At 62.3% G+C, this 20,484-nt stretch carries 19 protein-coding genes; 11 read left to right on the plus strand and 8 right to left on the minus strand.

Annotated features, from left to right (window positions below; all coding sequences use genetic code 11):
- Positions 1 to 23 precede the first annotated feature (23 nt).
- Positions 24 to 1,043 (minus strand): GntR family transcriptional regulator, encoded by a 1,020-nt coding sequence (locus tag AC1RTB_RS24920; protein ID WP_492879146.1) that lies wholly within the window; start codon positions 1,041 to 1,043, stop codon positions 24 to 26.
- Positions 1,044 to 1,232: 189 nt separating this feature from the next.
- Between AC1RTB_RS24920 and AC1RTB_RS24925 the strand changes: the two genes are divergently transcribed.
- From AC1RTB_RS24925 to AC1RTB_RS24970, 10 genes are all read left to right on the plus strand, one after another.
- On the plus strand, positions 1,233 to 2,216 hold the full coding sequence (locus AC1RTB_RS24925; protein WP_492879145.1) for an aldo/keto reductase: 984 nt from the start codon (positions 1,233 to 1,235) through the stop codon (positions 2,214 to 2,216).
- 272 nt (positions 2,217 to 2,488) lie between these two features.
- The gene (locus tag AC1RTB_RS24930; protein ID WP_492879144.1) at positions 2,489 to 2,680 is read left to right on the plus strand and encodes a hypothetical protein; all 192 of its coding nucleotides are present in this window, start codon (positions 2,489 to 2,491) and stop codon (positions 2,678 to 2,680) included.
- Between the two features lie 377 nt (positions 2,681 to 3,057).
- Entirely contained in the window at positions 3,058 to 4,560 is a 1,503-nt protein-coding gene (locus AC1RTB_RS24935) for an NAD-dependent succinate-semialdehyde dehydrogenase (RefSeq protein ID WP_492879143.1), read from the plus strand.
- 72 nt (positions 4,561 to 4,632) lie between these two features.
- Entirely contained in the window at positions 4,633 to 5,682 is a 1,050-nt protein-coding gene (locus tag AC1RTB_RS24940; protein WP_492879141.1) for a transporter substrate-binding domain-containing protein, read from the plus strand.
- 23 nt (positions 5,683 to 5,705) lie between these two features.
- Positions 5,706 to 6,803, plus strand: a complete 1,098-nt coding sequence (locus AC1RTB_RS24945) for an ABC transporter permease subunit (RefSeq protein WP_492879139.1) — start codon at positions 5,706 to 5,708, stop codon at positions 6,801 to 6,803.
- Positions 6,800 to 7,882 (plus strand): amino acid ABC transporter permease, encoded by a 1,083-nt coding sequence (locus tag AC1RTB_RS24950; RefSeq protein WP_492879137.1) that lies wholly within the window; start codon positions 6,800 to 6,802, stop codon positions 7,880 to 7,882. The genes AC1RTB_RS24945 and AC1RTB_RS24950 overlap by 4 nt, the downstream gene beginning before the upstream one ends.
- Positions 7,883 to 7,911: 29 nt before the next feature.
- Positions 7,912 to 8,586 carry a GntR family transcriptional regulator gene (locus tag AC1RTB_RS24955; RefSeq protein ID WP_492879135.1) on the plus strand — a complete coding sequence of 225 codons (675 nt, stop codon included), beginning with the start codon at positions 7,912 to 7,914 and terminating at the stop codon, positions 8,584 to 8,586.
- 141 nt (positions 8,587 to 8,727) lie between these two features.
- Positions 8,728 to 10,110 carry an aspartate aminotransferase family protein gene (locus tag AC1RTB_RS24960; protein WP_492879134.1) on the plus strand — a complete coding sequence of 461 codons (1,383 nt, stop codon included), beginning with the start codon at positions 8,728 to 8,730 and terminating at the stop codon, positions 10,108 to 10,110.
- An 86-nt stretch (positions 10,111 to 10,196) separates the two neighbouring features.
- Positions 10,197 to 11,000 (plus strand): amino acid ABC transporter ATP-binding protein, encoded by an 804-nt coding sequence (locus AC1RTB_RS24965; protein WP_492879133.1) that lies wholly within the window; start codon positions 10,197 to 10,199, stop codon positions 10,998 to 11,000.
- Positions 11,001 to 11,010: 10 nt separating this feature from the next.
- On the plus strand, positions 11,011 to 12,087 hold the full coding sequence (locus tag AC1RTB_RS24970) for a tartrate dehydrogenase (RefSeq protein WP_492879131.1): 1,077 nt from the start codon (positions 11,011 to 11,013) through the stop codon (positions 12,085 to 12,087).
- Positions 12,088 to 12,103: 16 nt separating this feature from the next.
- Here the strand turns inward: AC1RTB_RS24970 and mnhG are convergent, their stop codons facing one another.
- Genes mnhG through AC1RTB_RS25000 form a run of 6 tightly spaced genes read right to left on the minus strand, consistent with a single transcriptional unit; the run spans position 12,104 to position 18,125 of the window.
- Complete coding sequence (mnhG, locus tag AC1RTB_RS24975; RefSeq protein ID WP_492879129.1) at positions 12,104 to 12,490, minus strand: monovalent cation/H(+) antiporter subunit G; 387 nt, start codon at positions 12,488 to 12,490, stop codon at positions 12,104 to 12,106.
- Positions 12,487 to 12,768 carry a K+/H+ antiporter subunit F gene (locus tag AC1RTB_RS24980; protein ID WP_492879128.1) on the minus strand — a complete coding sequence of 94 codons (282 nt, stop codon included), beginning with the start codon at positions 12,766 to 12,768 and terminating at the stop codon, positions 12,487 to 12,489. Before AC1RTB_RS24980 ends, mnhG begins: the two co-directional genes overlap by 4 nt.
- Positions 12,765 to 13,244 (minus strand): Na+/H+ antiporter subunit E, encoded by a 480-nt coding sequence (locus AC1RTB_RS24985; RefSeq protein WP_492879126.1) that lies wholly within the window; start codon positions 13,242 to 13,244, stop codon positions 12,765 to 12,767. The genes AC1RTB_RS24980 and AC1RTB_RS24985 overlap by 4 nt, the downstream gene beginning before the upstream one ends.
- Positions 13,241 to 14,866, minus strand: a complete 1,626-nt coding sequence (locus AC1RTB_RS24990) for a monovalent cation/H+ antiporter subunit D (RefSeq protein ID WP_492879124.1) — start codon at positions 14,864 to 14,866, stop codon at positions 13,241 to 13,243. Before AC1RTB_RS24990 ends, AC1RTB_RS24985 begins: the two co-directional genes overlap by 4 nt.
- Positions 14,866 to 15,204 (minus strand): Na+/H+ antiporter subunit C, encoded by a 339-nt coding sequence (locus AC1RTB_RS24995; RefSeq protein WP_492879123.1) that lies wholly within the window; start codon positions 15,202 to 15,204, stop codon positions 14,866 to 14,868. The genes AC1RTB_RS24990 and AC1RTB_RS24995 overlap by 1 nt, the downstream gene beginning before the upstream one ends.
- Positions 15,204 to 18,125, minus strand: a complete 2,922-nt coding sequence (locus tag AC1RTB_RS25000; protein WP_492879121.1) for a monovalent cation/H+ antiporter subunit A — start codon at positions 18,123 to 18,125, stop codon at positions 15,204 to 15,206. Before AC1RTB_RS25000 ends, AC1RTB_RS24995 begins: the two co-directional genes overlap by 1 nt.
- 91 nt (positions 18,126 to 18,216) lie before the next feature.
- Between AC1RTB_RS25000 and AC1RTB_RS25005 the strand changes: the two genes are divergently transcribed.
- Positions 18,217 to 18,513 (plus strand): helix-turn-helix domain-containing protein, encoded by a 297-nt coding sequence (locus AC1RTB_RS25005; protein ID WP_492879119.1) that lies wholly within the window; start codon positions 18,217 to 18,219, stop codon positions 18,511 to 18,513.
- A gap of 37 nt (positions 18,514 to 18,550) precedes the next feature.
- On the opposite strand, the gene AC1RTB_RS25010 is transcribed toward AC1RTB_RS25005, so the two are convergent.
- A complete protein-coding gene (locus AC1RTB_RS25010) occupies positions 18,551 to 20,482 on the minus strand; it encodes a CocE/NonD family hydrolase (protein ID WP_492879117.1) in 1,932 nt (643 codons plus the stop codon).
- Between the last annotated feature and the right edge of the window lie 2 nt (positions 20,483 to 20,484).

Consider the following 20,484-nt stretch of genomic DNA (forward strand, 5'->3'; position numbering starts at 1 on the left):
TGTTTTGAGTGTCTGGATTCAGCTCATTTGCCTGCGGCCGGCTCGCTGGAGCCAGGCTCGTTTCCGGCAATTTTCGCCTGCCTGAGCTCGCTCAGATAAGGAACGAGCAGGTTTTCGACCGACGCCGGATCGGGCGCATGCCGGTATTCGAAACATGGGATGCCGGGCCGCACCATTTCGGCGATGTGGTCGGCGCCGGTGGCGTAGACGACCGCATCGGAGCCGGCGATGATCTCGCGAATGTCGGGTGCTGCCGACCAGGTCACCTTGATTTCGGAGACGTGCGGTGCGTATTCGCGCACGCTTGGCCGCATGACGGCGATGTAGTCCTGTAGCTGTGCGATCGCCGCCACGCGCGATCGCGGATCGAGCACCGCCAGAGCCTGCCGGGTCTGTCCGGAAGGAAGAAAGCGCAGCGCCAGAATATTGGCGTCGGGCACGATTTCCCGGACCTCTGCCTCGCGGTTGAGGAAGGTCAGGACGAGGTCGGCATCCAGACAGGCTTGCCGCGACGCCTCGTCGCCCCGCAACCCATCGAGCGTCAGCAGCGAGATGGTGTCGCCTGAGGCAAAGACCGGGCGGATCTGCTCGATATAGTCGTATCCAGGGCCTTCGAAGATGGCGACGAAAACGACGTTGAGGCCCGTCTTCGGCTTGCGCAACTGCGACTGCGCGTTGATCATCGAAACCAGCGTCGTGGTCGGCACACCGAGACGCTCGGCCTTGCCCAGCAAAACCTCGATGTCGATCCGCAATGCCGCAGCCGGCGCGTTGTCAGCGACGATGTTGTAGGTCTTGTGGGCGACGAAGGCACCAAGCCCCTGCCGCATCTCGATCAGACCGGCGTCACGAAGCTGCTGATAGACATGCGCGACAGTCATCGGCGCGATGCCGAGTTCGGCTGCGAGCTGGCGAACGGACTGCAGTTTCGTGCCGTGCGGAATATCGCCAAACGACAGCGAATAGTTGAGCAAGCCATGAAGCTGCGTCCCGACAGGGACGGGCAGGGACTTGTCGATACTGGACGCGTCGATTGCAAACACGTGTTCTACTCGATTGATACACTCAACGATAACACGAGAGTCGTTTTGCGCAAGACAGCAATTTGCGGCTGTGTGAAAAATTTGGAATTTCGTAAAAACTGCGTATCTGCGAAATTTTATGGACTTTCTGAGTCCGTGGTGGCAACAAATGCGAAGATTAGCCAGATCGAAGACGCAAGAGGTGTACTAATGGAATATGTCAATCTGGGCCGTTCAGGCCTCAAGATTTCGCGGATCGCTCTCGGCTGCATGACATTCGGCTCGTCAAAATGGGCGCCCTGGGTGCTTGATGAGGAGGCCTCGACCCCTGTTATCGCCAAGGCCGTCGAGCACGGCATCAACTTCTTCGACATGGCGGACATGTATTCGAACGGGGCCAGCGAAGAGGTCGTGGCCAAGGTGCTGAAGCCTTTGGTTCCACGCCACAAGCTGGTGCTGGCAACCAAGCTCTACAATCCGATGAGCTCCGATCCCAATGACCGGGGTCTGTCGCGCAAGCATGTGTTCGAAGCCGTCGACGGCAGCCTGAAGCGTTTGGGCACGGACTATATCGACCTCTACCAGCTGCACCGCTTCGACTACGACACCCCGCTCGAGGAAACGCTCGACGCGCTCAACGATGTGGTGCGGGCCGGCAAGGTTCGTTATCTCGGGGCATCGTCGATGCATGCCTGGCAGTTCATGAAGGCGATCGGCCTGCAGCGCCAGCATGGCTGGGCGCAGTTCGTCTCGATGCAGCCCCACTTCAACCTGATCTACCGCGAGGAAGAGCGCGAGATGCTGCCGCTCTGCCGCTCCGAAGGCGTGGGCGTCATTCCATGGAGCCCGCTGGCGCGCGGCCTTTTGGCCGGCCGCCGCAAGGAAGATGAAGCGGCGACCCTGCGCGCCAAGACCGACGGCACGGCCAATGCGCTTTATGATCGCTCGCGCCTCCAGGATGATGCGGTGATCGATGCCGTTCGCAAGGTCGCCGAGCGTCATGGCAGGCCGATGGCGCAGGTCGCCTATGCCTGGGTCGCGTCCCGACCGGGTATTTCCGCCCCCATCGTCGGCATCTCCAAGCTGCATCAGTTCGACGATGCGCTCGCCGCGCTGGATATCAAGCTGACAGACGCCGATGTTGCCGAGATGGAGGCGCCTTACAGCGCAAAGAACGTCGCCGGCCACGTCTGATCGGCCCGTCTAGCCACTCATGCCGTGGCGCTCGACCGTATCCGGTCGCTTCGACGATGCGACGAGGCCCTTTTGCGGGTCTCGTCGAAGGCCACTTTTGATCGTTGCGCTCGCGCCGATACGCAGGCTTGAGCGGCCGCCGCGCGGGCGAAGAGCTGGCGGCAGATTGCGGTCCTGCTCTATGACATCTTGCTAAAATACGAGCGGTTTTGTTGGCGGTTTCACAATCATCGCAAAGCATGCTGGGGCTGAGGAGGCGTTAGGAGGGTCGAATGCGATCGGATTTCGCGATGGCGCGGCGTCATCTCGAGCAGGCTTGCAAATACCTGCCCGGCGACGACGACTTGACGTGTAAACTGCTTGCAGCCTTGAACCTGCTCATCGATGCCACCTTGAAGGCCGAACATACGGTCGATCAAGGGTCCAAGGTCGTGGCATTCCCTGGCGCGCGACCTCAACGCTGAAAACGACATGGCGGGATAGAGCCGGCAGTGGCGCGCCGGCTCCTGCTGTGTTTCCGGGGCGTTTCAAAATCCGCCAGGCGCGCACGCCCGAACAGCACCTGGTCAGCTCCAAGCCCATGAGGTAGCGCGCGCTCACAGCGAGCCCCTGCCGTTGCTGTGTGTTGAACGCACGCCTGCGGGCCGAGATCGCCCCTGGCCTGGCCGCGCGCCGACAGGCGCGCCAAACAACGGCTCGGTCGCGGAGCTGAAGCAGCCCCTCAGCCAGACTCAAACCAACCATTGGCCCAGCGTGAACCCGGCTTGACATTATGAAGTTTGGAGTTTGATATATCAAACGTCAGATTTCATATGTTTAGCAGTTCGGGACCAATTCGCGCATGACCTTGCATCAGAGTTCAAACCACGCCCTGATCGGACGGCTGACGGATCCGTCGCTGTTGCGGCAGCAGGCTTATGTCGACGGCCAATGGATTGACGCCGACAGCAAGGCCACGATTGTCGTGACCGATCCGGCCACCGGCGCGGCGTTGGGCACCATCCCCGACATGGGGGCGGCGGAGACCTCTCGCGCGATCAACAGTGCCGACCGGGTGCGCAAGGACTGGGCGGCACTTGCCGCACGCGAACGTTCCGCGATCATGCGCCGCTGGTTCGAACTCATCATCGAAAATGTCGAGGACCTGGCGCGGATCATGACCGCGGAGCAGGGCAAGCCGCTCGGCGAAAGCCGTGGCGAAATCCGTTATGCGGCGTCCTTCGTCGAGTGGTTCGGCGAAGAGGCCAAGCGCGTCTATGGTGATATCATTCCGTCCCCCAGGGCGCAGTCGCGCATCATGGTGCTGAAGCAGCCGGTCGGCGTTGTCGCGGCGGTCACTCCATGGAACTTCCCCAGTGCGATGATCACCCGCAAATGCGCGCCGGCCTTGGCCGCAGGTTGCACGGTGGTGGTCAAGCCGTCGGAATTCACGCCGTTTTCGGCTTTGGCGCTTGCCGAACTTGCATCGCGTGCGGGAATTCCGGCAGGCGTCCTCAATATCGTCACCGGCAACGCCCAGGCGATCGGCGGCGAGATGACGGCAAATCCGATCGTCCGCAAGCTGAGCTTCACCGGCTCGACACGCGTCGGTAAGCTGTTGATGGGGCAGGCGGGAGCAACGGTGAAGAAGGTGTCGATGGAACTGGGCGGCAACGCGCCCTTCATCGTCTTTGCCGATGCCGATCTCGATGTTGCCGTTCACAACGTCATGGCGTCAAAGTTCCGCAACACCGGCCAGACCTGCATTTGCGCCAACCGCATCTATGTCGAGGACGCCGTCCATGACGCCTTTGTCGCGCGCTTCAAAAAGGCGGTCGAGGCGTTGAAGGTCGGCAATGGCTTTGCCGACGACGTCGAGCAGGGGCCGCTGATCAACGCTGCCGCGTTGGTCAAGGTCGAAAGCCATATCGCCGATGCGCTGGCCAAGGGCTGCAAGCTCGTCACCGGCGGCAAGCCGCACCAACTCGGCGGCACGTTCTTCGAGCCGACGATCCTGACCAATGTCGACGACACGATGCTGTTCACGCAGGAAGAGACCTTTGGGCCGGTGGCTCCGGTGTTCCGCTTCACCGATGAGGATGCGGTCATTGCCGCGGCAAACGCCACATCAGCGGGGCTCGCTGCCTATGTGTTCACCCGTGATCTCGATCGCATGTGGCGCGTGGCCGAAGCGCTCGAAACGGGAATGGTCGGGGTCAATGAAGGGCTCATCTCAAATGAGGTCGCCCCTTTCGGTGGCATCAAGGAATCCGGCGTCGGGCGCGAGGGCTCGAAATACGGAATCGAGGAGTTCCTGAACCTCAAATATATCTGCCTGACACAGAACCCCCGTCAGGCCACCTAGGCTTCTGGCCGGGCGATGGGCGCCCCGCCGCGAGAAATCATCATCGTCAAACAATATAAGAGAGGGAATGAGATGACGTTTATCCGGAGGATGCAAGGCGGTGCCTTGGGCGGGCTTGCCGCAATTGCCATGGCGGGGGTGCTGCTCGCTCCAGTGCAGGCGCAAGCGGGCAAGGTGCTCGACGCCATCAAGCAGAAGGGCAATCTGACCTGCGGCGTCGGCCAGGCCGTTCCAGGCTTCTCGGCGCCAGGCGCCAATGGCGAGCTCGCCGGCATCGACGTCGATTTCTGCAAGGCGATGGCTGCGGCAATCCTTGGCGACGCCAGCAAGGTTACCTACCGGCAGACGTCCTATTCCGAGCGTTTCGTCCTGCTCGCCTCCGGCGAAATCGACGTTCTCGCCCACGACACGACGACCACGCTCAACCGCGAAGGCGGCCAGAACGCCCGCTTCACCTTCCCCAATTATTTCGACGGCTACACCTTCATGGTGCCCAAGTCGCTGGGCGTCGAAAGCCCCGACCAGCTGGCCGATGCCACGGTCTGCATTCTTCAGGGCTCGACCTTCGAGGTGAACACCGAGAATTTCTTCAAGTCGCGCGGCCTCAAATACACCCCGCTCGTGCTTGGCACCTGGGAGCAGCTTGACGCCGCGTTCTTCGGCGGGCGCTGCGATGCCTTCGGCGGCAATTATGGCAATCTCGCCGGTTCCCGCGTCGCCCATGGCAATGTCGACGACTACGTCATCTTCCCGAAATTCCTGACGCTTGAGCCCTATGCTCCCTCCGTCTACGGCGACGACCAGGAACTCTTCCTCACCGCGCGTTGGGTGATGTCGGCCCTGATCGAGAGCGAGCGCCTGGAAATCACCCAGGCCAATGTGAAGGACCTGGTTTCGTCCTCGAAGGATCCGGAAGTCCAGCAGCTGCTCGGCGTCAAGCCCGGCAACGGCAAGGATCTCGGCCTGTCGGAAGACTGGGTGGTGCAAGTTGTTTCGGCGGTCGGCAATTACGGCGAGAGCTTCGAGCGCAATCTCGGCAAGGGCTCGCCGATGAAGCTCGACCGGGGTCTCAATGACCTGTGGACCAAGGGCGGCCTCATGTTTGCGGCGCCGTTGAGATGATCAGCCGGGAACGTCTCCATGGTGTGACGTTTGTTGTGGCAGCCACCGCCGTCGTGGCGTGGCTGTCATACAACTTCTCCGCCAATCTCGCAGCCAAAGGCATTACCATCGACTTCGGCTTCCTGCGCGAGGCGACGTCGTTCCCCATCGGTGAGTCGATAATTTCCTACAGTTCCGGCGACACCTATCTCAGGGCACTAGTCGCCGGCCTGCTCAACACCATCAGGCTCGCGCTGGCGAGCATCGTGCTGGCAACCATATTTGGCCTGATCGTCGGCCTGACCGCGCGGATCGGTCATCCGCTGCTGACCCGCTTCGCCAAAGTCTATGTGGAATTCACCCGCAACGTTCCATTGTTGCTGGTGCTTGTGGTTTGCGCCACCGTCGTGCGTGCCTTGCCTGGGCCGCGACAGGCCTGGAATCCGCTGGATGGCCTGTTTCTTTCCAGCCGTGGTCTCTACGTGCCGCTGCCGGTCTTCGCTGGCGGGCTGCTCCTGCTGGTCGCGGCGGTGCTGCTGGTTCTCGCAACGTGCTTTGCCTGGCGGCTTTCGCTGCGTTCCAAGAGCGAGACCGGCCTGTTCCCCCGCATGGGAAAGCTGGCCCTGGCGGGCTGTGGGGCGGCCTTTGTCGGCTTGTGCTTTTGGGCGGCCAGCATCGTGACGCTCGATAGGCCAGCGCTTGTTGGTTTCAATTTCCGTGGCGGCTGGAGCGTGACGCCGGAATATCTGGCGATGCTGTTCGGCCTTGCCTTTTACACATCCGGCTTCATCGCCGAGATCGTGCGCGGCAGCCTCGCCGCCTTGCCGAAAGGCCAGTCCGAAGCCGCCGCGTCCCTTGGCCTTGGCGCCTTCCTGACGCTGTGGCTGGTGCTGGCGCCGCAGGCGCTGCGGCTGATGTTGCCGCCGCTCGCCAACCAGTATCTCAACCTGATCAAGAACACGACGCTGGCCGTGCTCATCGGCTATCCGGATCTGGTTTCGGTCGGCAACACCGCGCTCAACCAGACCGGCCGCGCCATCGAAACCGTGACCATCTATCTCCTGATCTACCTGTCGCTCTCCCTGGTGACCTCGGTCCTGATCCGCCGGCTCGAAAAGCGCGCGCAACTGGTGAAGCTATGAGTGAAATTGCCATCGCCACTGTCGCGCGCCGACGTCGCCCCACGCTGAAGGCGCGCCTGAGCCCGTATTTCAAGCCCTGGCCGCATGCGATCATCACCGTGCTCGGCGTGTTCCTGCTTGGCTATGCGCTGCTCAGCTTCTTGCGCTGGGCGGTGCTCGACGCGACCTTCGGCACGGCGACACCGGACGAATGCCGCGCGGCCGGCGGTGCCTGCTGGGCGATGCTGACCGAGCGCTACCACATCATCCTGTTTGGCAGCTATCCGGCGGGTGAATACTGGCGCCCCGCTCTTGCGGTTGCTCTGGTCCTTGCCGTGCTCATTGCCAGCGGCTTCAGGCAGTTTTGGAGGCCGGCGCTGGTCTACGCCTGGATTGCCGTGCTGGTCACCAGCCTCATCCTGATGGCCGGCGGCATCTTCGGTCTGCAACCCGTTTCGACCAGTCGCTGGGGCGGCCTGCCGCTGACCGTCGGCCTGTCGGCCTTCGGCATCGTGCTTGCGCTTCCTTTATCGGTGCTGCTTGCCCTGGGCCGACGCTCCAGAAGTGCCCCGGTGAAGCATTTCTGCGATGCTTATGTCGAGGTGGTGCGCGGCCTGCCTTTGCTTGCCGTGCTGTTCGTCGCCTCGACAATGCTGCCGCTGCTGCTTCCCGGCGGCAACATGATCGACACCATCCTGCGCGCCCAGATCGCCCTCATCATGTTTCAGGCCGCCTATCTTGCCGAGGCGATCCGCTCGGGCCTTGAGGCGGTGCCAAGGGGCCAGACCGAAGCGGCCCAAAGTCTTGGCCTGCACGATGGATTGGTGTCGCGCCTCATCGTTCTGCCGCAGGCGTTCCGCATTGCTTTGCCGGCAATCATCAACACCTTCATCGAATCGATCAAGGACACTACGCTGATCAGCATCATCGGCCTGATCGACGTTCTGGGCGGGGCACGTGGTGCCATCGCCGATGGCACATGGATGGGCTTTTATCGTGAAGCTTATCTGGCTGTCGGTTTCGCCTTCTTCGTGTTCTGCTATATCCTGTCCTTGCATTCGCGCCGGCTTGAGCAGGAATTCTCCAATGAACGCAGGTAATAGGCTTATGTCTTCGGCAGGAACGCCCAATGCTTGATGAACGCAAGCAAGTCTATAAATCGCTCGTTCAGGATACGCTGAACGAGCAGATCTACCGGCAGCTCAAGGAAAAGCTCATTACCGGGGAGTTCCGGCCGGGCGACCGTCTTGTCTTGCGCAAGCTGTCGGCAACGCTGGGAACAAGTCCGGTGCCGGTGCGAGACGCCTTGCAAAAGCTGGAGAGCATCGGTGCGCTCAGGCTGGAGCGGACCTTTTATGTTCCCAATCTGACGCCGTCGGAACTGGCCGAAATTCGTGACATTCGCGTTGCACTGGAGGGGCTTTCCGCCGAGCGTGCCGCCGAGCACTCGACGCCTGAAACCATGGTGCCGCTGACGGCCCATTTCAACGCGCTCGCAAAGGCTGCGAACAACAACGATGCCAGCCATTTTCTCCGCGCCAATGCCAGGTTCCATCTCGAAATTGCCCGGATGAGCAACTCGCCGATCCTCTTCGACATGATCGAACCGCTGTGGCTGCGCATGGGGCCGTCGGTCAGGATGGCGAAGGCCGAGCCGGGGCGTCTCAAGGAGGCGATCCCGCCGCATGAACGGGCGCTTCATGCGATAGCGGCGCATGACGGTGTCAGCGCAAGGGCGGCGTTGTTGCAGGATATCATCGGCTGCTTTGGAATATTGGCGCATACCGAAGACGAACGCGCATGAGCCCTCCGCCCAGCTGAACGCCCAAAGGGCGACCCCGCAAAAGTTTTACCACCCGATCGCCCGGCAGCACGCCGGGCGACGACCCCGACGTGCGTCCTGCGGCGAGGAGCCGCCGCGACCGAAACAACAGAGGTAAATTTCATGTCCAGACCGAATTCCACTGCCGCCCGCGACATTGCCCACCAGCTGCACCCCTACACGAATGCGGTTCGCCACGCCGAAACCGGCCCGATCGTCATCGATCGCGGCGAGGGCGTCTATGTCTTCGACGATCAGGGAAATCGCTATCTCGAAGGCCTCGCTGGCCTTTGGAGCGTCGCTGTCGGCTTCGGCGAAAAGCGTCTGGTCGACGCCGCGACCAAGCAGCTCAACAAGCTGCCCTACTACCACACCTTCGCCCACAAATCGCACATGCCCTCGATCGAGCTGGCCGAAAAGCTAGCCGAGATGGCGCCCGAAGGGCTGTCGCATGTCTTCTTCACCAACTCCGGATCGGAAGCCAACGACACCATAATCAAGCTGGTCTGGTACTACAACAACGCACTCGGACGTCCGGCCAAGAAGAAGTTCCTGGCGCGCACCCAGGGCTACCATGGCGTTACCGTCGCTGCCGCAAGCCTCACCGGTCTGCCGAACAATCACCGTGATTTCGACCTGCCGGCGATCCCTGTCCGTCATCTGACCTGCCCGCATTTCTATCGCTTCGGCCAGCCGGGCGAGAGCGAGGCACAGTTCGTCGACCGCTTGGCCGCCGAGCTTGAAGCGGTGATCGCGGAAGAAGGCGCGGACACCATCGCTGCCTTCATCGGCGAGCCGCTGATGGCCGCCGGCGGTGTCATTCCCGCCCCTGAGGGTTACTGGCAGAAGGTCCAGGAAATCTGCCGCCGCAACGACATCCTTGTCGTGGCCGACGAAGTGATCACCGGCTTCGGCAGGTTGGGCACGACCTTCGGCTCGGATTATTACGGCATCAAGCCGGACCTGATGACCTTGTCCAAGCAGATCACCTCGTCCTACCAGCCGCTGGCGGCCGTCATGATCTCGGACACCATCTACAAGGCAGTGGCCGACAACAGCGGCAAGATCGGCACCTTCGGCCATGGCTACACCGCGACCGGTCATCCTGTCGCCACCGCCGTTGCCCTGGAAAACCTCGCAATCATCGAGGAACGCGGACTGGTCCAGAATGCCGCCGAGATGGGCCGCATCCTGCAGAAGCGGCTTGGCGCGCTAGCCTCGCACCCGCTGGTCGGCGAAGTCCGCGGCGTCGGTCTCATCGCCGGTGTCGAACTGGTCGCAGACAAGGCGACCAAGGCTCGTTTTGCCGAGCCGGGCAAGGTCGGCGCCTATGTCTTCGCCAGGGCTCATCACCACGGCCTGATCGTTCGCAACATCCTGGACACGCTCGCCTTCTGCCCGCCGCTGATCATCACGGAAAGCCAGATCGACGACATGGTGCAGGCGTTCGAACGCACGCTGAACGACGCTGCCGATTGGATCGCTGCCGGACAGCCAGCCTACTGACGGCGGACTGTCGTTCGCGAAAGACCGCTCACTTCGGCGCGACCATGCTGCGCCGGAGTGAGCCTGGAGAATATCGAGGAGGCTAAATGGCTGCGGAAAATACGGTGAGGGCTGACGACCTCGAGGTCGATCGGGCCAAGATGCACATCTCCGATACCGATGTGGCGATCGACATTGTCGGCATGCATAAGTGGTATGGCGAGTTCAATGTGCTCAAGGACATCAACCTGCGTGTCATGCGCGGCGAGCGCATCGTCATTTGCGGCCCGTCGGGCTCGGGCAAGTCGACGATGATCCGCTGCATCAACCGGCTGGAAGAGCACCAGAAGGGCAAGATCATCGTCGATGGCAAGGAACTGACCAACGATCTCAAGAAGATCGACGAGGTCCGCCGCGAGGTCGGCATGGTGTTCCAGCACTTCAACCTGTTTCCGCATCTGACCATCCTGGAAAACTGCACGCTGGCGCCGATCTGGGTGCGCAAGACGCCGAAGAAGCAGGCCGAGGAGCAGGCGATGCACTTCCTGCGCCGGGTCAAGATCCCCGAGCAGGCCAACAAATATCCCGGCCAGCTCTCAGGCGGCCAGCAGCAGCGCGTGGCGATCGCGCGCTCTTTGTGCATGAACCCGCGCATCATGCTGTTTGACGAGCCGACCTCGGCGCTCGACCCTGAAATGATCAAGGAAGTGCTCGAAACCATGGTCGGTCTCGCCGAAGAGGGCATGACCATGCTGTGCGTGACCCACGAGATGGGCTTTGCCCGCAAAGTCGCCAACCGGGTCATCTTCATGGACCAGGGCCAGATCGTCGAGGAGAACACCCCGGCCGAGTTCTTCGATCATCCGCGCCACGAGCGCACCAAGCTGTTCCTCAGTCAGATCCTGCATTAGGCGACATAAAATGAGCGACAAGACATTGAAAATCGCGGTCATCGCCGGTGACGGCATCGGCAAGGAAGTGGTGCCCGAGGGGCTGCGCGTGATTCAGGCGGCTGCGTCGAAGTTCAAGATCGACATCGGTTTTGACAGCTTCGATTTCGCCTCATGCGACTACTACCTCAAGCACGGCGCCATGCTGCCGGAAGACTGGAAAGCCCAGATCGGCGGGCACGACGCCATCTTCTTCGGCGCCGTCGGCTGGCCGGATACTGTGCCGGACCACGTCTCGCTATGGGGCTCGCTGCTGCAGTTCCGGCGCGAGTTCGACCAGTATGTCAACCTGCGCCCGGTCAGGCTGATGCCCGGCGTGTCTTCGCCGCTTGCGGGCCGCAAGCCAGGCGACATCGACTTCTACATCGTTCGTGAAAACACCGAAGGCGAATACTCATCCATCGGCGGCAGGATGTTCCCCGGCACCGAACGCGAGGTGGTCATCCAGGAAACGGTGATGAGCCGCATCGGCGTCGACCGAATCCTGCGCTACGCCTTCGAACTGGCCAAGCGGCGCGACGCCAAGCACCTGACCTCGGCGACCAAGTCGAACGGCATCTCGATCACCATGCCCTATTGGGACGAGCGGGTGGAGGAGATGGCGAAGAACTATCCCGACGTGCGCTGGGACAAGTACCACATCGACATTCTCGCGGCCCAGTTCGTGCTCAACCCGGACCGCTTCGACGTTGTCGTCGCCTCCAATCTGTTCGGCGACATTCTCTCCGACCTCGGCCCCGCCTGCACCGGCACGATCGGCATCGCCCCGTCCGGCAATATCAATCCTGAGCGGAAATTTCCCTCGCTGTTTGAGCCGGTGCATGGTTCGGCCCCCGACATCGCCGGCAAGGGCGTCGCCAATCCGGTCGGGCAGATCTGGACCGGTGCGATGATGCTCGAGCATCTCGGACATCGCGATGCCGCCGACGCCATCGTCAGGGCGATCGAGCAGGTTCTCGCCAATGAGGCTCTGCGCACCCGCGACCTTGGCGGCAAGGCCGACACCGTCACCTGCGGCAAGGCAATCGCCGACGCCGTGGCAGCTTAAGAACGCGATCGCCCAATTAGTCTGAGGACCTGGAGTGCTCGTCTCCAGGTTCCGCTGCCGCCTCGAACTGCGGAACGCCCGGCGTGCCTTCGGTGCGGTCGCGGTAAAGGGCCGCGCGCGCCAGAAGCATCAAGGTGACCGGCGTGGTCACCACCACAAGGATGGTGATCAGCACTTCATGCAGGACGGGCCGGGACTGTAGAACCGAAAAACAGATGATCGAGGCGATCAGGATCGCGCCAGCACCCCATGTCGTTCCAAGCGTGGGTGCATGGACGCGCTCATAGAAGCTTTGAAAACGCACGAGCCCGATTGCCCCCAACAATGTCAGCCCCGATCCCAAGACCAGGAAAAAGGCAACGATCAGGGCTACCCAGGCCGGCAGATCAGCCGCGTGGCTCATTCGATCACCTCGCCGCGCATGAGGAATTTGGCCAGAGCCACCGTGGAGACAAAGCCCAGAAGCGCAATCACCAGGGCTGCTTCGAAATAGGTCGTCGAGCCGGTGCGGATGCCGAATGTCAGCAGCAACAGCATGGCCGCCACATAAAGCGCGTCGAGGCCGAGCACCCGATCCTGGGCGCGGGGGCCGCGAACCAGGCGCCACACCGCGCAGGCCATAGCAGCGACAAGTAGAATCTGCGACAGCGTGACGGCCAGGATGAAAATGACGCTGCTCATTCGAAAATCTCCATCAGCAGGCTCTCGTAACGCTGCTTGATCGTGTCGATCCACTCCTGCTCGTCGACCAGGTCGAGCACGTGGATCAGCAGCCGGCCATTGGCGGAATGGTATTCGAGCCATGCGGTGCCGGGCGTGCTGGTGACAATGCAGGCGAGCACGGCAAGGCCGGTGCGGTCGCGCAGCTCAAGCGGGATGGTGACGAAACCCGAGTTCGGCCGCCGTCCCTTGAGGATGATGCCGGCGACAGCAATGTTGGAACGGCAGATGTCGATGAACACCACCCACACCAGCTGCGGGATCTTGTCCCAGCGCCTGATCCTTGGCTTGGCCGGCTGAAGGGCCGCCATGGCCTTTGAAGCGCCAAGGGCGATGGCGCTGCCCAGGACCAGGTGGCCGAGGGAGAATTTGTTGAGCAGCAGCCACATGACCAGCAGCGAAGCTGTTAGAACAGGGTAGGGCAGCCAGCGTCTCATTTGGCCTCCACGGTCTTGGGGCCGGGCAGGCTGGATGCCGACATGACATCGGAGATGTAGCCACGCGGGTCGTGCAGGGACCGCGCGGTTGCATCCATATAGTCCATCACCTTGCCCCCCTGGACGCTGAGGCCAAGGCACAGGATGAGCAGGAAGGCGACAGGCGCGAATTCCATGACCAGCACGCGCGGCACCGTGCCTTCGATCGGTGCCCAGAAGGTACGGATGCCGGCACGCGTCATGGCGATCATCGCAGCAAGGCCCGACAGGATGAGCAGGGCGACGAAAACCCATGTGGTCGCCGAAATTCCACCGCTGCTTGTGCCAAGCCCTTCGGGGTTGAACAGGGCGGTCAGCATGGCGAATTTGGCGATGAAGCCGGAAAGCGGAGGCAGGCCGGCCAAAAGCAGCGCCGTGCCCGTAAAGCAGATGCCCAGGATGACGAGGGTCGCTGGAATGGCGACGCCGATTTCGTCTTCCTCCTCTTCCTCGTCCATGTCGTCGCCATAGGCCTCCATGGTGACGGCGAGAACGTCGGCGGCCGGGTCCTGGGCGCGTTCGACCAGCTCGATGAGCAGGAAGAAGGCCGCGATCGTCAGCGTGGAGCTGACCATGTAAAACAGCGCGCCGGAGGTGACCGAGACATTGGACATGCCGATGGCTGCCAGCAGCGTGCCGGACGACACCAGCACATAGGAGCCGGCGAGGCGCCCCATGGCCTGCGAGGCCAAAACGCCGATGGCGCCGTAGGCTATGGTGACCATGCCGCCATAAAGCAGCCACGGCTCGCCGAAACCGGCGGACGCACCCGCATCGACACCGAACAACAGCAACGACAGCCGCAGCAGGATGTAGATGCCGACCTTGCTCAGCATGGCAAAGATCGCCGCCACCGGGGCGGCGGCAGCGCTATAGGCGGTGGGCAGCCAGAAGCCGAGCGGCCACATGCCGGCTTTAATCAGAAAAGCGATGCCCAGGATCGCAGCACCGGCTTCCAGCAGCATGCGATCGTCGGCGCTGACCATGGGAATGCGGACGGCAAGGTCGGCCATGTTGAGCGTGCCGGTGACGCCGTAGATCAGGCTGACGCCGATCAAAAACAGCGACGCGCCGGCAAGATTGATCACGACGTAGTGCAGGCCCGCCTTGACCCTGAGCGATCCCGATCCATGCAGGATCAGGCCGTAGGATGCGGCCAGGAACACCTCGAAGAAAACGAAGAGATTGAACAGGTCGCCGGTCAGGAAAGCGCCGTTCAATCCCATCAGCAGGAACTGAAACAGCGTATGGAAATGCGGACCGCTCTTGTGCCAGCGGGCGAGCGAAAAGATCAGCGCCGCTATCGCCAGGGCCGATGTCAGCACCAGCATCAGCGCCGACAGCCGGTCGAGCACCAGAACGATGCCGAAAGGCGCTTTCCAGTTGCCGAGCAGATAGACTGTGTTGGCAGTCGTAGCGGCCTGGGTCACGAGGATGGCGGCAATGACCAGCAAGGCCAGCGTCGCAAAGAGGCTGACCATTGCCTTGAGGGCACGGCGGCGCTCGTCGAACAAAAGCAGGAAGGCGCCTGTGACCAGCGGCAGCAGGATCGGTGCGATCACAAGATGGTTCGCCCACGCCATCAGTTGGGCTCCCGTCCGTCGACATGGTCGCTGCCGGTGAGGCCGCGCGAAACCAAAAGCAGGACCAGAAACAGGGCCGTGGTGGCAAAGCCGATGACGATGGCGGTCAAGACCAAAGCTTGCGGGATCGGATCGGTATAGTCGGTAGGATTGACGGTGCCGGACGCCAGCACGGGCGCTGCGTTGATCTGTAGCCTGCCCATCGAAAAGATGAAGAGGTTGACGCCATAAGCGATGAGCGAGAGCCCGATGATGACCTGATAGGTGCGCGGCCTCAGCAAAAGCCACACGCCCGAGCCGACAAAGACGCCAATTCCAATGGCGAGGATCAGTTCCATCAGGCGTTCTCCTCCTCTGCGGCAGCCATGGTGCGGGCGACGCGATGCCGGCGGATCGACTGGTGGGCAAGGGCGATCAGCATGAGCACGGTTGCGCCGACCACCAGCGAGAACACGCCGAGATCGAAGAATATGGCGCTGGCCACCGGTATCTCGCCGATCAGCGGCAGGTCGACATAGCGCGAATGCGAGGTCAGGAAGGGATAGCCGAACAGCCAGGAACCAGCGCCGGTGAATGCCGCCAGAAGCAGGCCAAGGCCGATCCACCTGACCGGAAGAACCCTGAGCCGGTCTTCGACCCATTTGGTTCCGGCCGCCATGTATTGAAGGATGAAGGCCGCTGCCATGGCGATGCCGGCGGCAAAGCCCCCACCGGGCAGATCGTGCCCCCGGAAGAACAGATAGGCGGCGAACATGATGATGACAGGAAACAGCCACTGCATGATCACGGCTGGGATCATCAGATAGTCGATGATCGTCTCGCCGGTCTCGCGATCGGGCTGGGCCTCGTCGAAGGCCGTCTGGATGCGCTGCTGTTCGGGCGAGTCGACGCTGTCGGAGGCTGGGCGGAAGCGACGCAGCAAGGCAAACACCGTCAGCGCCACGATGCCGAGCACGGTGATTTCGCCGAATGTGTCGAACGCGCGGAAATCGACCAGGATGACGTTGACGACATTGCGTCCGCCGCCTTCGCTATAGGCCTTTTCCAGGAAATAGTCGGCGATGGTGGGCGGCGGCGTGCGCGTCATCACCGCATAGGCAATCAGCGTCATGCCGAGGCCGACACAAACCGCAATGGCAAGATCGCGGAAGCGGCGGCGGCGTGCTCCCGGGACGAAAATCGCGATGGCGGGACCGTCCTTGACGCGCTGGGGCAGCCAGCGCAGGCCAAGCAGGATGAGAACCGTGGTTACGATCTCGACAAGAAGCTGGGTGACAGCGAGGTCAGGTGCTGAAAGCCACACGAAGGTGATGCAGGTGACAAGCCCAGCACCCGACAGGAGGATCAGGGCGGCAAGCCGATGGAACTTTGCCTGATAGGCCGCACCGAGGGCGCAGACGATGCCGAGTACCCAGACACCGGCAAACACCGGATCGGCACCCGTCAAGGTGAATTGGCCAGGCGTGAAGCCCAGGCTGTAGAGCGGCCACAGGGCCGCAACGAAAGCCACTGTCACCAGCAGGCGCAGCTGCGGCTGCAGCCGGCGCGCACCGAGGCGGTAGTCGACAAAGCGCGCCCAGCGCCAGGACACGGTGACCATGGCACGCTCGAAGATGCGCTGTCCCTTGAGACGGCGGAAGAACGGCGGTCCCTCTTCGCAGCGCGACAGGTAGTCCTTGAGGAACAGATAGAGGATGACGCCGGCAATCAGCGCGATGACACTCATCATCAAGGGCACGTTGAAGCCGTGCCAGATGGCCAGGCTGTATTCCGGGGTGCGCGCGCCGAGCACCGAGGTGACGGCCGTGTGCAGGAACGGTCCGATGGTCAGGCTCGGGATGGTTCCGACCAAAAGGCAGGCCAGCACCAAGAGCATGATCGGGAACCGCATCAGGAATGGCGGTTCGTGCGGCACGTTGGGCAAGTCCGTGGGCGCGGGCCCGAAGAACACGCCATGGATGAAGCGCAGGGAATAGGTGACTGCGAAGGCGCTGGCCAGCACGGCGACGTAAGGTGCGGCTGTGTCGAGAATGGAGATCGCATGAGTTTCGATCGCCTCGGCGAAGAACATCTCCTTGGACAGGAAGCCGTTGAGCAGAGGAACGCCGGCCATGGCGGCACTTGCCACCATGGCCAGAGTGGCTGTGATCGGCATGAACCGGAACAGCCCGCTCAGCCGGCGGATGTCGCGCGTGCCGCATTCGTGATCGATGATGCCGGCGGCCATGAATAGGGACGCCTTGAAGGTGGCGTGGTTGACCATGTGGAAGATGGCGGCGACTGCACCGAGTGGGCTGCCCAGGGAGAGCAGCAGCGTGATCAGGCCAAGGTGGCTGATCGTCGAATAAGCGAGCAGGCCTTTGATGTCCTGCTGGAAGATGGCGAAATAAGCCCCCAGCGCAAGCGACATCATTCCGCAGAAGCCGAGGATCCAGAACCATTCGGTGGAACCCGACAGCACTGGCCACAGCCGCGCCATCAGGAACACGCCGGCCTTCACCATTGTCGCCGAATGCAGGTAGGCCGACACAGGTGTCGGGGCCGCCATGGCGTTTGGCAGCCAGAAATGGAACGGGAACTGCGCGCTCTTGGTCAAGGTGCCAAGCAGGATGAGCACAAGTGCCGGCACGTAAAGATCGTGCGAGCGGATGAGGTCGCCCGAGGCGAGCACGCGGTCGAGATCGTAGCTGCCGACGATGTGGCCGATGAGCAGCACGCCGGCGAGCAGTCCGAGGCCACCGATGCCGGTGATGGTCAAAGCCATGCGCGCGCCATCGCGCGCATTGGCGTTGTGGTGCCAATAGCCGATCAGCAGGAACGAAAAGACGCCGGTCAGCTCCCAGAACACCACCAGCAGGATGAGGTTGCCCGACAGCACGACGCCGAGCATCGCGCCCATGAAAGCGAGGAAGAACGAAAAGAACCTGGGAACCGGATCCTCGGGCGACATGTAGTAGCGGGCATACAGCACTACGAGAAAGCCAATGCCGCTGATCATCATGGCAAACAGCCAGGCGAATCCGTCCATGCGCAAGGACAGGTTCAGCCCGAGCGTGGGGACCCACTCTATTGTGCTGCGAATGGCGTCGCCAGAAGCGACTGCGGGATAGCTGGCCGATGCAAGGAACAACGTGACAAGCGTGACGGCACCGGCCAGCCAGGCTTCGGCATTACGTGCATTGGTGGGCAACAGGGCGGCAATGGCACTGCCCACGAAAGGCAAGACGATCATCCATATCAATGATGTTCCGTCTGTCATTCTTCGTGGGCACTCATCTGGATGGTGGGAACTATTGCTTGATCTCGCCCATTATGGTTGACTCCCATGTGATCCGGCAAGGCTTCATTCGATGAATTTACTTCCTGAGCAATGCAGGGCCGCGCGCGGCCTGCTCAACTGGACGCAGGAACAGCTGGCAGCACTCGCTGGCGTGTCGCGCAGCACGATCAAGGACTTCGAATGCCATCGCCACGCCCTGCACCGCACGACCGAGACTCTGCTTGTCGATGCGCTGACGCAAGGCGGGGTGCTTTTGCTCTCGTCCGGTCATGAAGGACCGGGGGTTCGCATGAAAGCGCTTGGGCCGGCCACAAGGCAGCCCAAGTCAACGAAGGTCGTGGTGGGTACGCATCTGGGCGAAGGCTGATGTCCGCTTTTGACGGTGCGCGCTGCGCCCGCCAATCCTAAGTTTCGACCAGCCCTTGCAGCGCAGCTGCCGGAAGGGTCCTCAACCTGATGCGCGAGGCCCGCGCCTGGTCGCAATAGACCATGTTGCGGGCGACGCGCTTGGCGCGGCCACGTCCTTCCGGAGCACCGGTGTTGGGATTGACGTCGAACTTCGGAAAATTGCTCGAGGAAATGTCGAGCCGAAGCCTGTGGCCCTTCTTGAACAGATTGGCCGTGGCGAAGGGCTCGATGGTGATGCTCATCACCTCGCCGGGCACGCAGGGTTTCGGCGCATCGAAGCCATCGCGGTAGCGGCAGCGGAAAATGCCGTCCGTCAGGATCATGGCGAAGCCGGTCGGATAATCCTCGCTCGGCGGATAGACGTCGATCAGCTTGGCGGTGAAGTCGGTGTCGGGACCATCGGTGGACGCAAACAGCTCGACGGTCACCGGGCCGACGACAGCAATGTCTGAGGCAAAGGGCTCGGTCTCGAAGGACAGCACGTCGAGCCGCGCCGAAAGCGGCAGGTTGGTGTCGTCGCAGCCGAAGAACCGCGCCTGTTCGCGCTGGTCGAAGCCGCCGCCCTCGAACACCGGCTGGCCGCTGGTCAGCGCGCCACCGATGGTCGGCACCGGGTTCTTCGGATCGAAGTCATAAACGAACGGGTCAGCGCCAGGGGCAGGGGCGTTGGCCAACAGGCTGCCATCTTCGTGCATGTGCAGCACGGTTTCCTCAGAGGCCGGCAGCGGCCAATCGGGCGCGGCGATCCAGCGTCCGCCATGGTTGAGGCGGCCCTCGGCGGTCTTGCGGCCCGAGCCGCCGCCCATCAGGAACAAACGTGCGCGCGGCTCGTTCTCGACGCCATTGTCGGCGTTCTTCATCCAGCGGTCGAACCAGCGGCGGCGGAATTCCAGCCAGCTTTCGGTGACATTGCCGCCCAAGGGTGCGGCGGCGCCGAACTCGACATCGCCGGCGAAGCTGGCGTTGCGGTTGCCGTGCAGATTGGGGCCCATGAGCAGCGCCATCGGTCGGTCCCGGTCGCGCGCCAGTCCTTCGTAGTTCTCGAAGGTGGTTTTCACATAGGCATCGTACCAGCTCGACAGCAGCGCCACCGGGACGTTCGGGAATGTATCGTAGCTTTCGGCGGCATAGATGCCGGGCTGCTTCCAGTAGTCGTCGAAGGTGCCGTGACGCCACTGCTCGAGCAGATAGTCCTCGTATTCGGGCACCCATCGCACCGGCGAACGCCCCTCGGACCAGGGCATGGCATTGAACCAGCTCCTGACGTCCTCGGCTTCCAGCGCGCGCAGCAGGTTCGGGTCCTGCTTGGCGGTGATGCTCTCGCGGGCATTGTTGTAGGCCCAGGTCGCCTGCTTCAATTCAAACGCGCCGCCCTGGCGAATACCGCAGGTAAAGGCGTTGGAGAAGCCACCGGAATCCAGCACCATGGCAGCGAGCCCGGGTGGGTTGAGGCAGGCCAGCGCCATCTGGGTGTGTGCTGCGTAAGAAAGCCCCATCGTGCCGACTTTGCCGTTCGACCAGGGCTGTTCGACGATCCAGGCAAGCGTATCGTAGCCGTCGGGGCCTTCGGCAAGGTACTTTGTGAACTCGCCTTCCGAGCCGTAGCGGCCGCGGCAATCCTGATAGATCACGACATAGCCGTGGCCAACGAAGTGGGCGGCGACTTCGGCCCGCGTCATCGGCCTTGCCATGCCGAGTTCGATTTCCGAGCGCGAGCGTTCACCCTTGCCGTAGGCAGTACGTTCCAGGATGACCGGCAGGGCGGCATCAGCCACCCCGCCATCATTTGCCGGACGATAGATGTCGGCGGCGAGCCGGACACCGTCGCGCATCGCCACCATCACATCGCGGTGGACCACGACGCCGGGGCTCACCGGCTCGGGTGCGGGCAAGGACGCGACATCCATCGTTTCGGCTACTGCTGTCATGA

Source organism: Aminobacter sp. GW821-FHT11F06, from assembly GCF_058808215.1.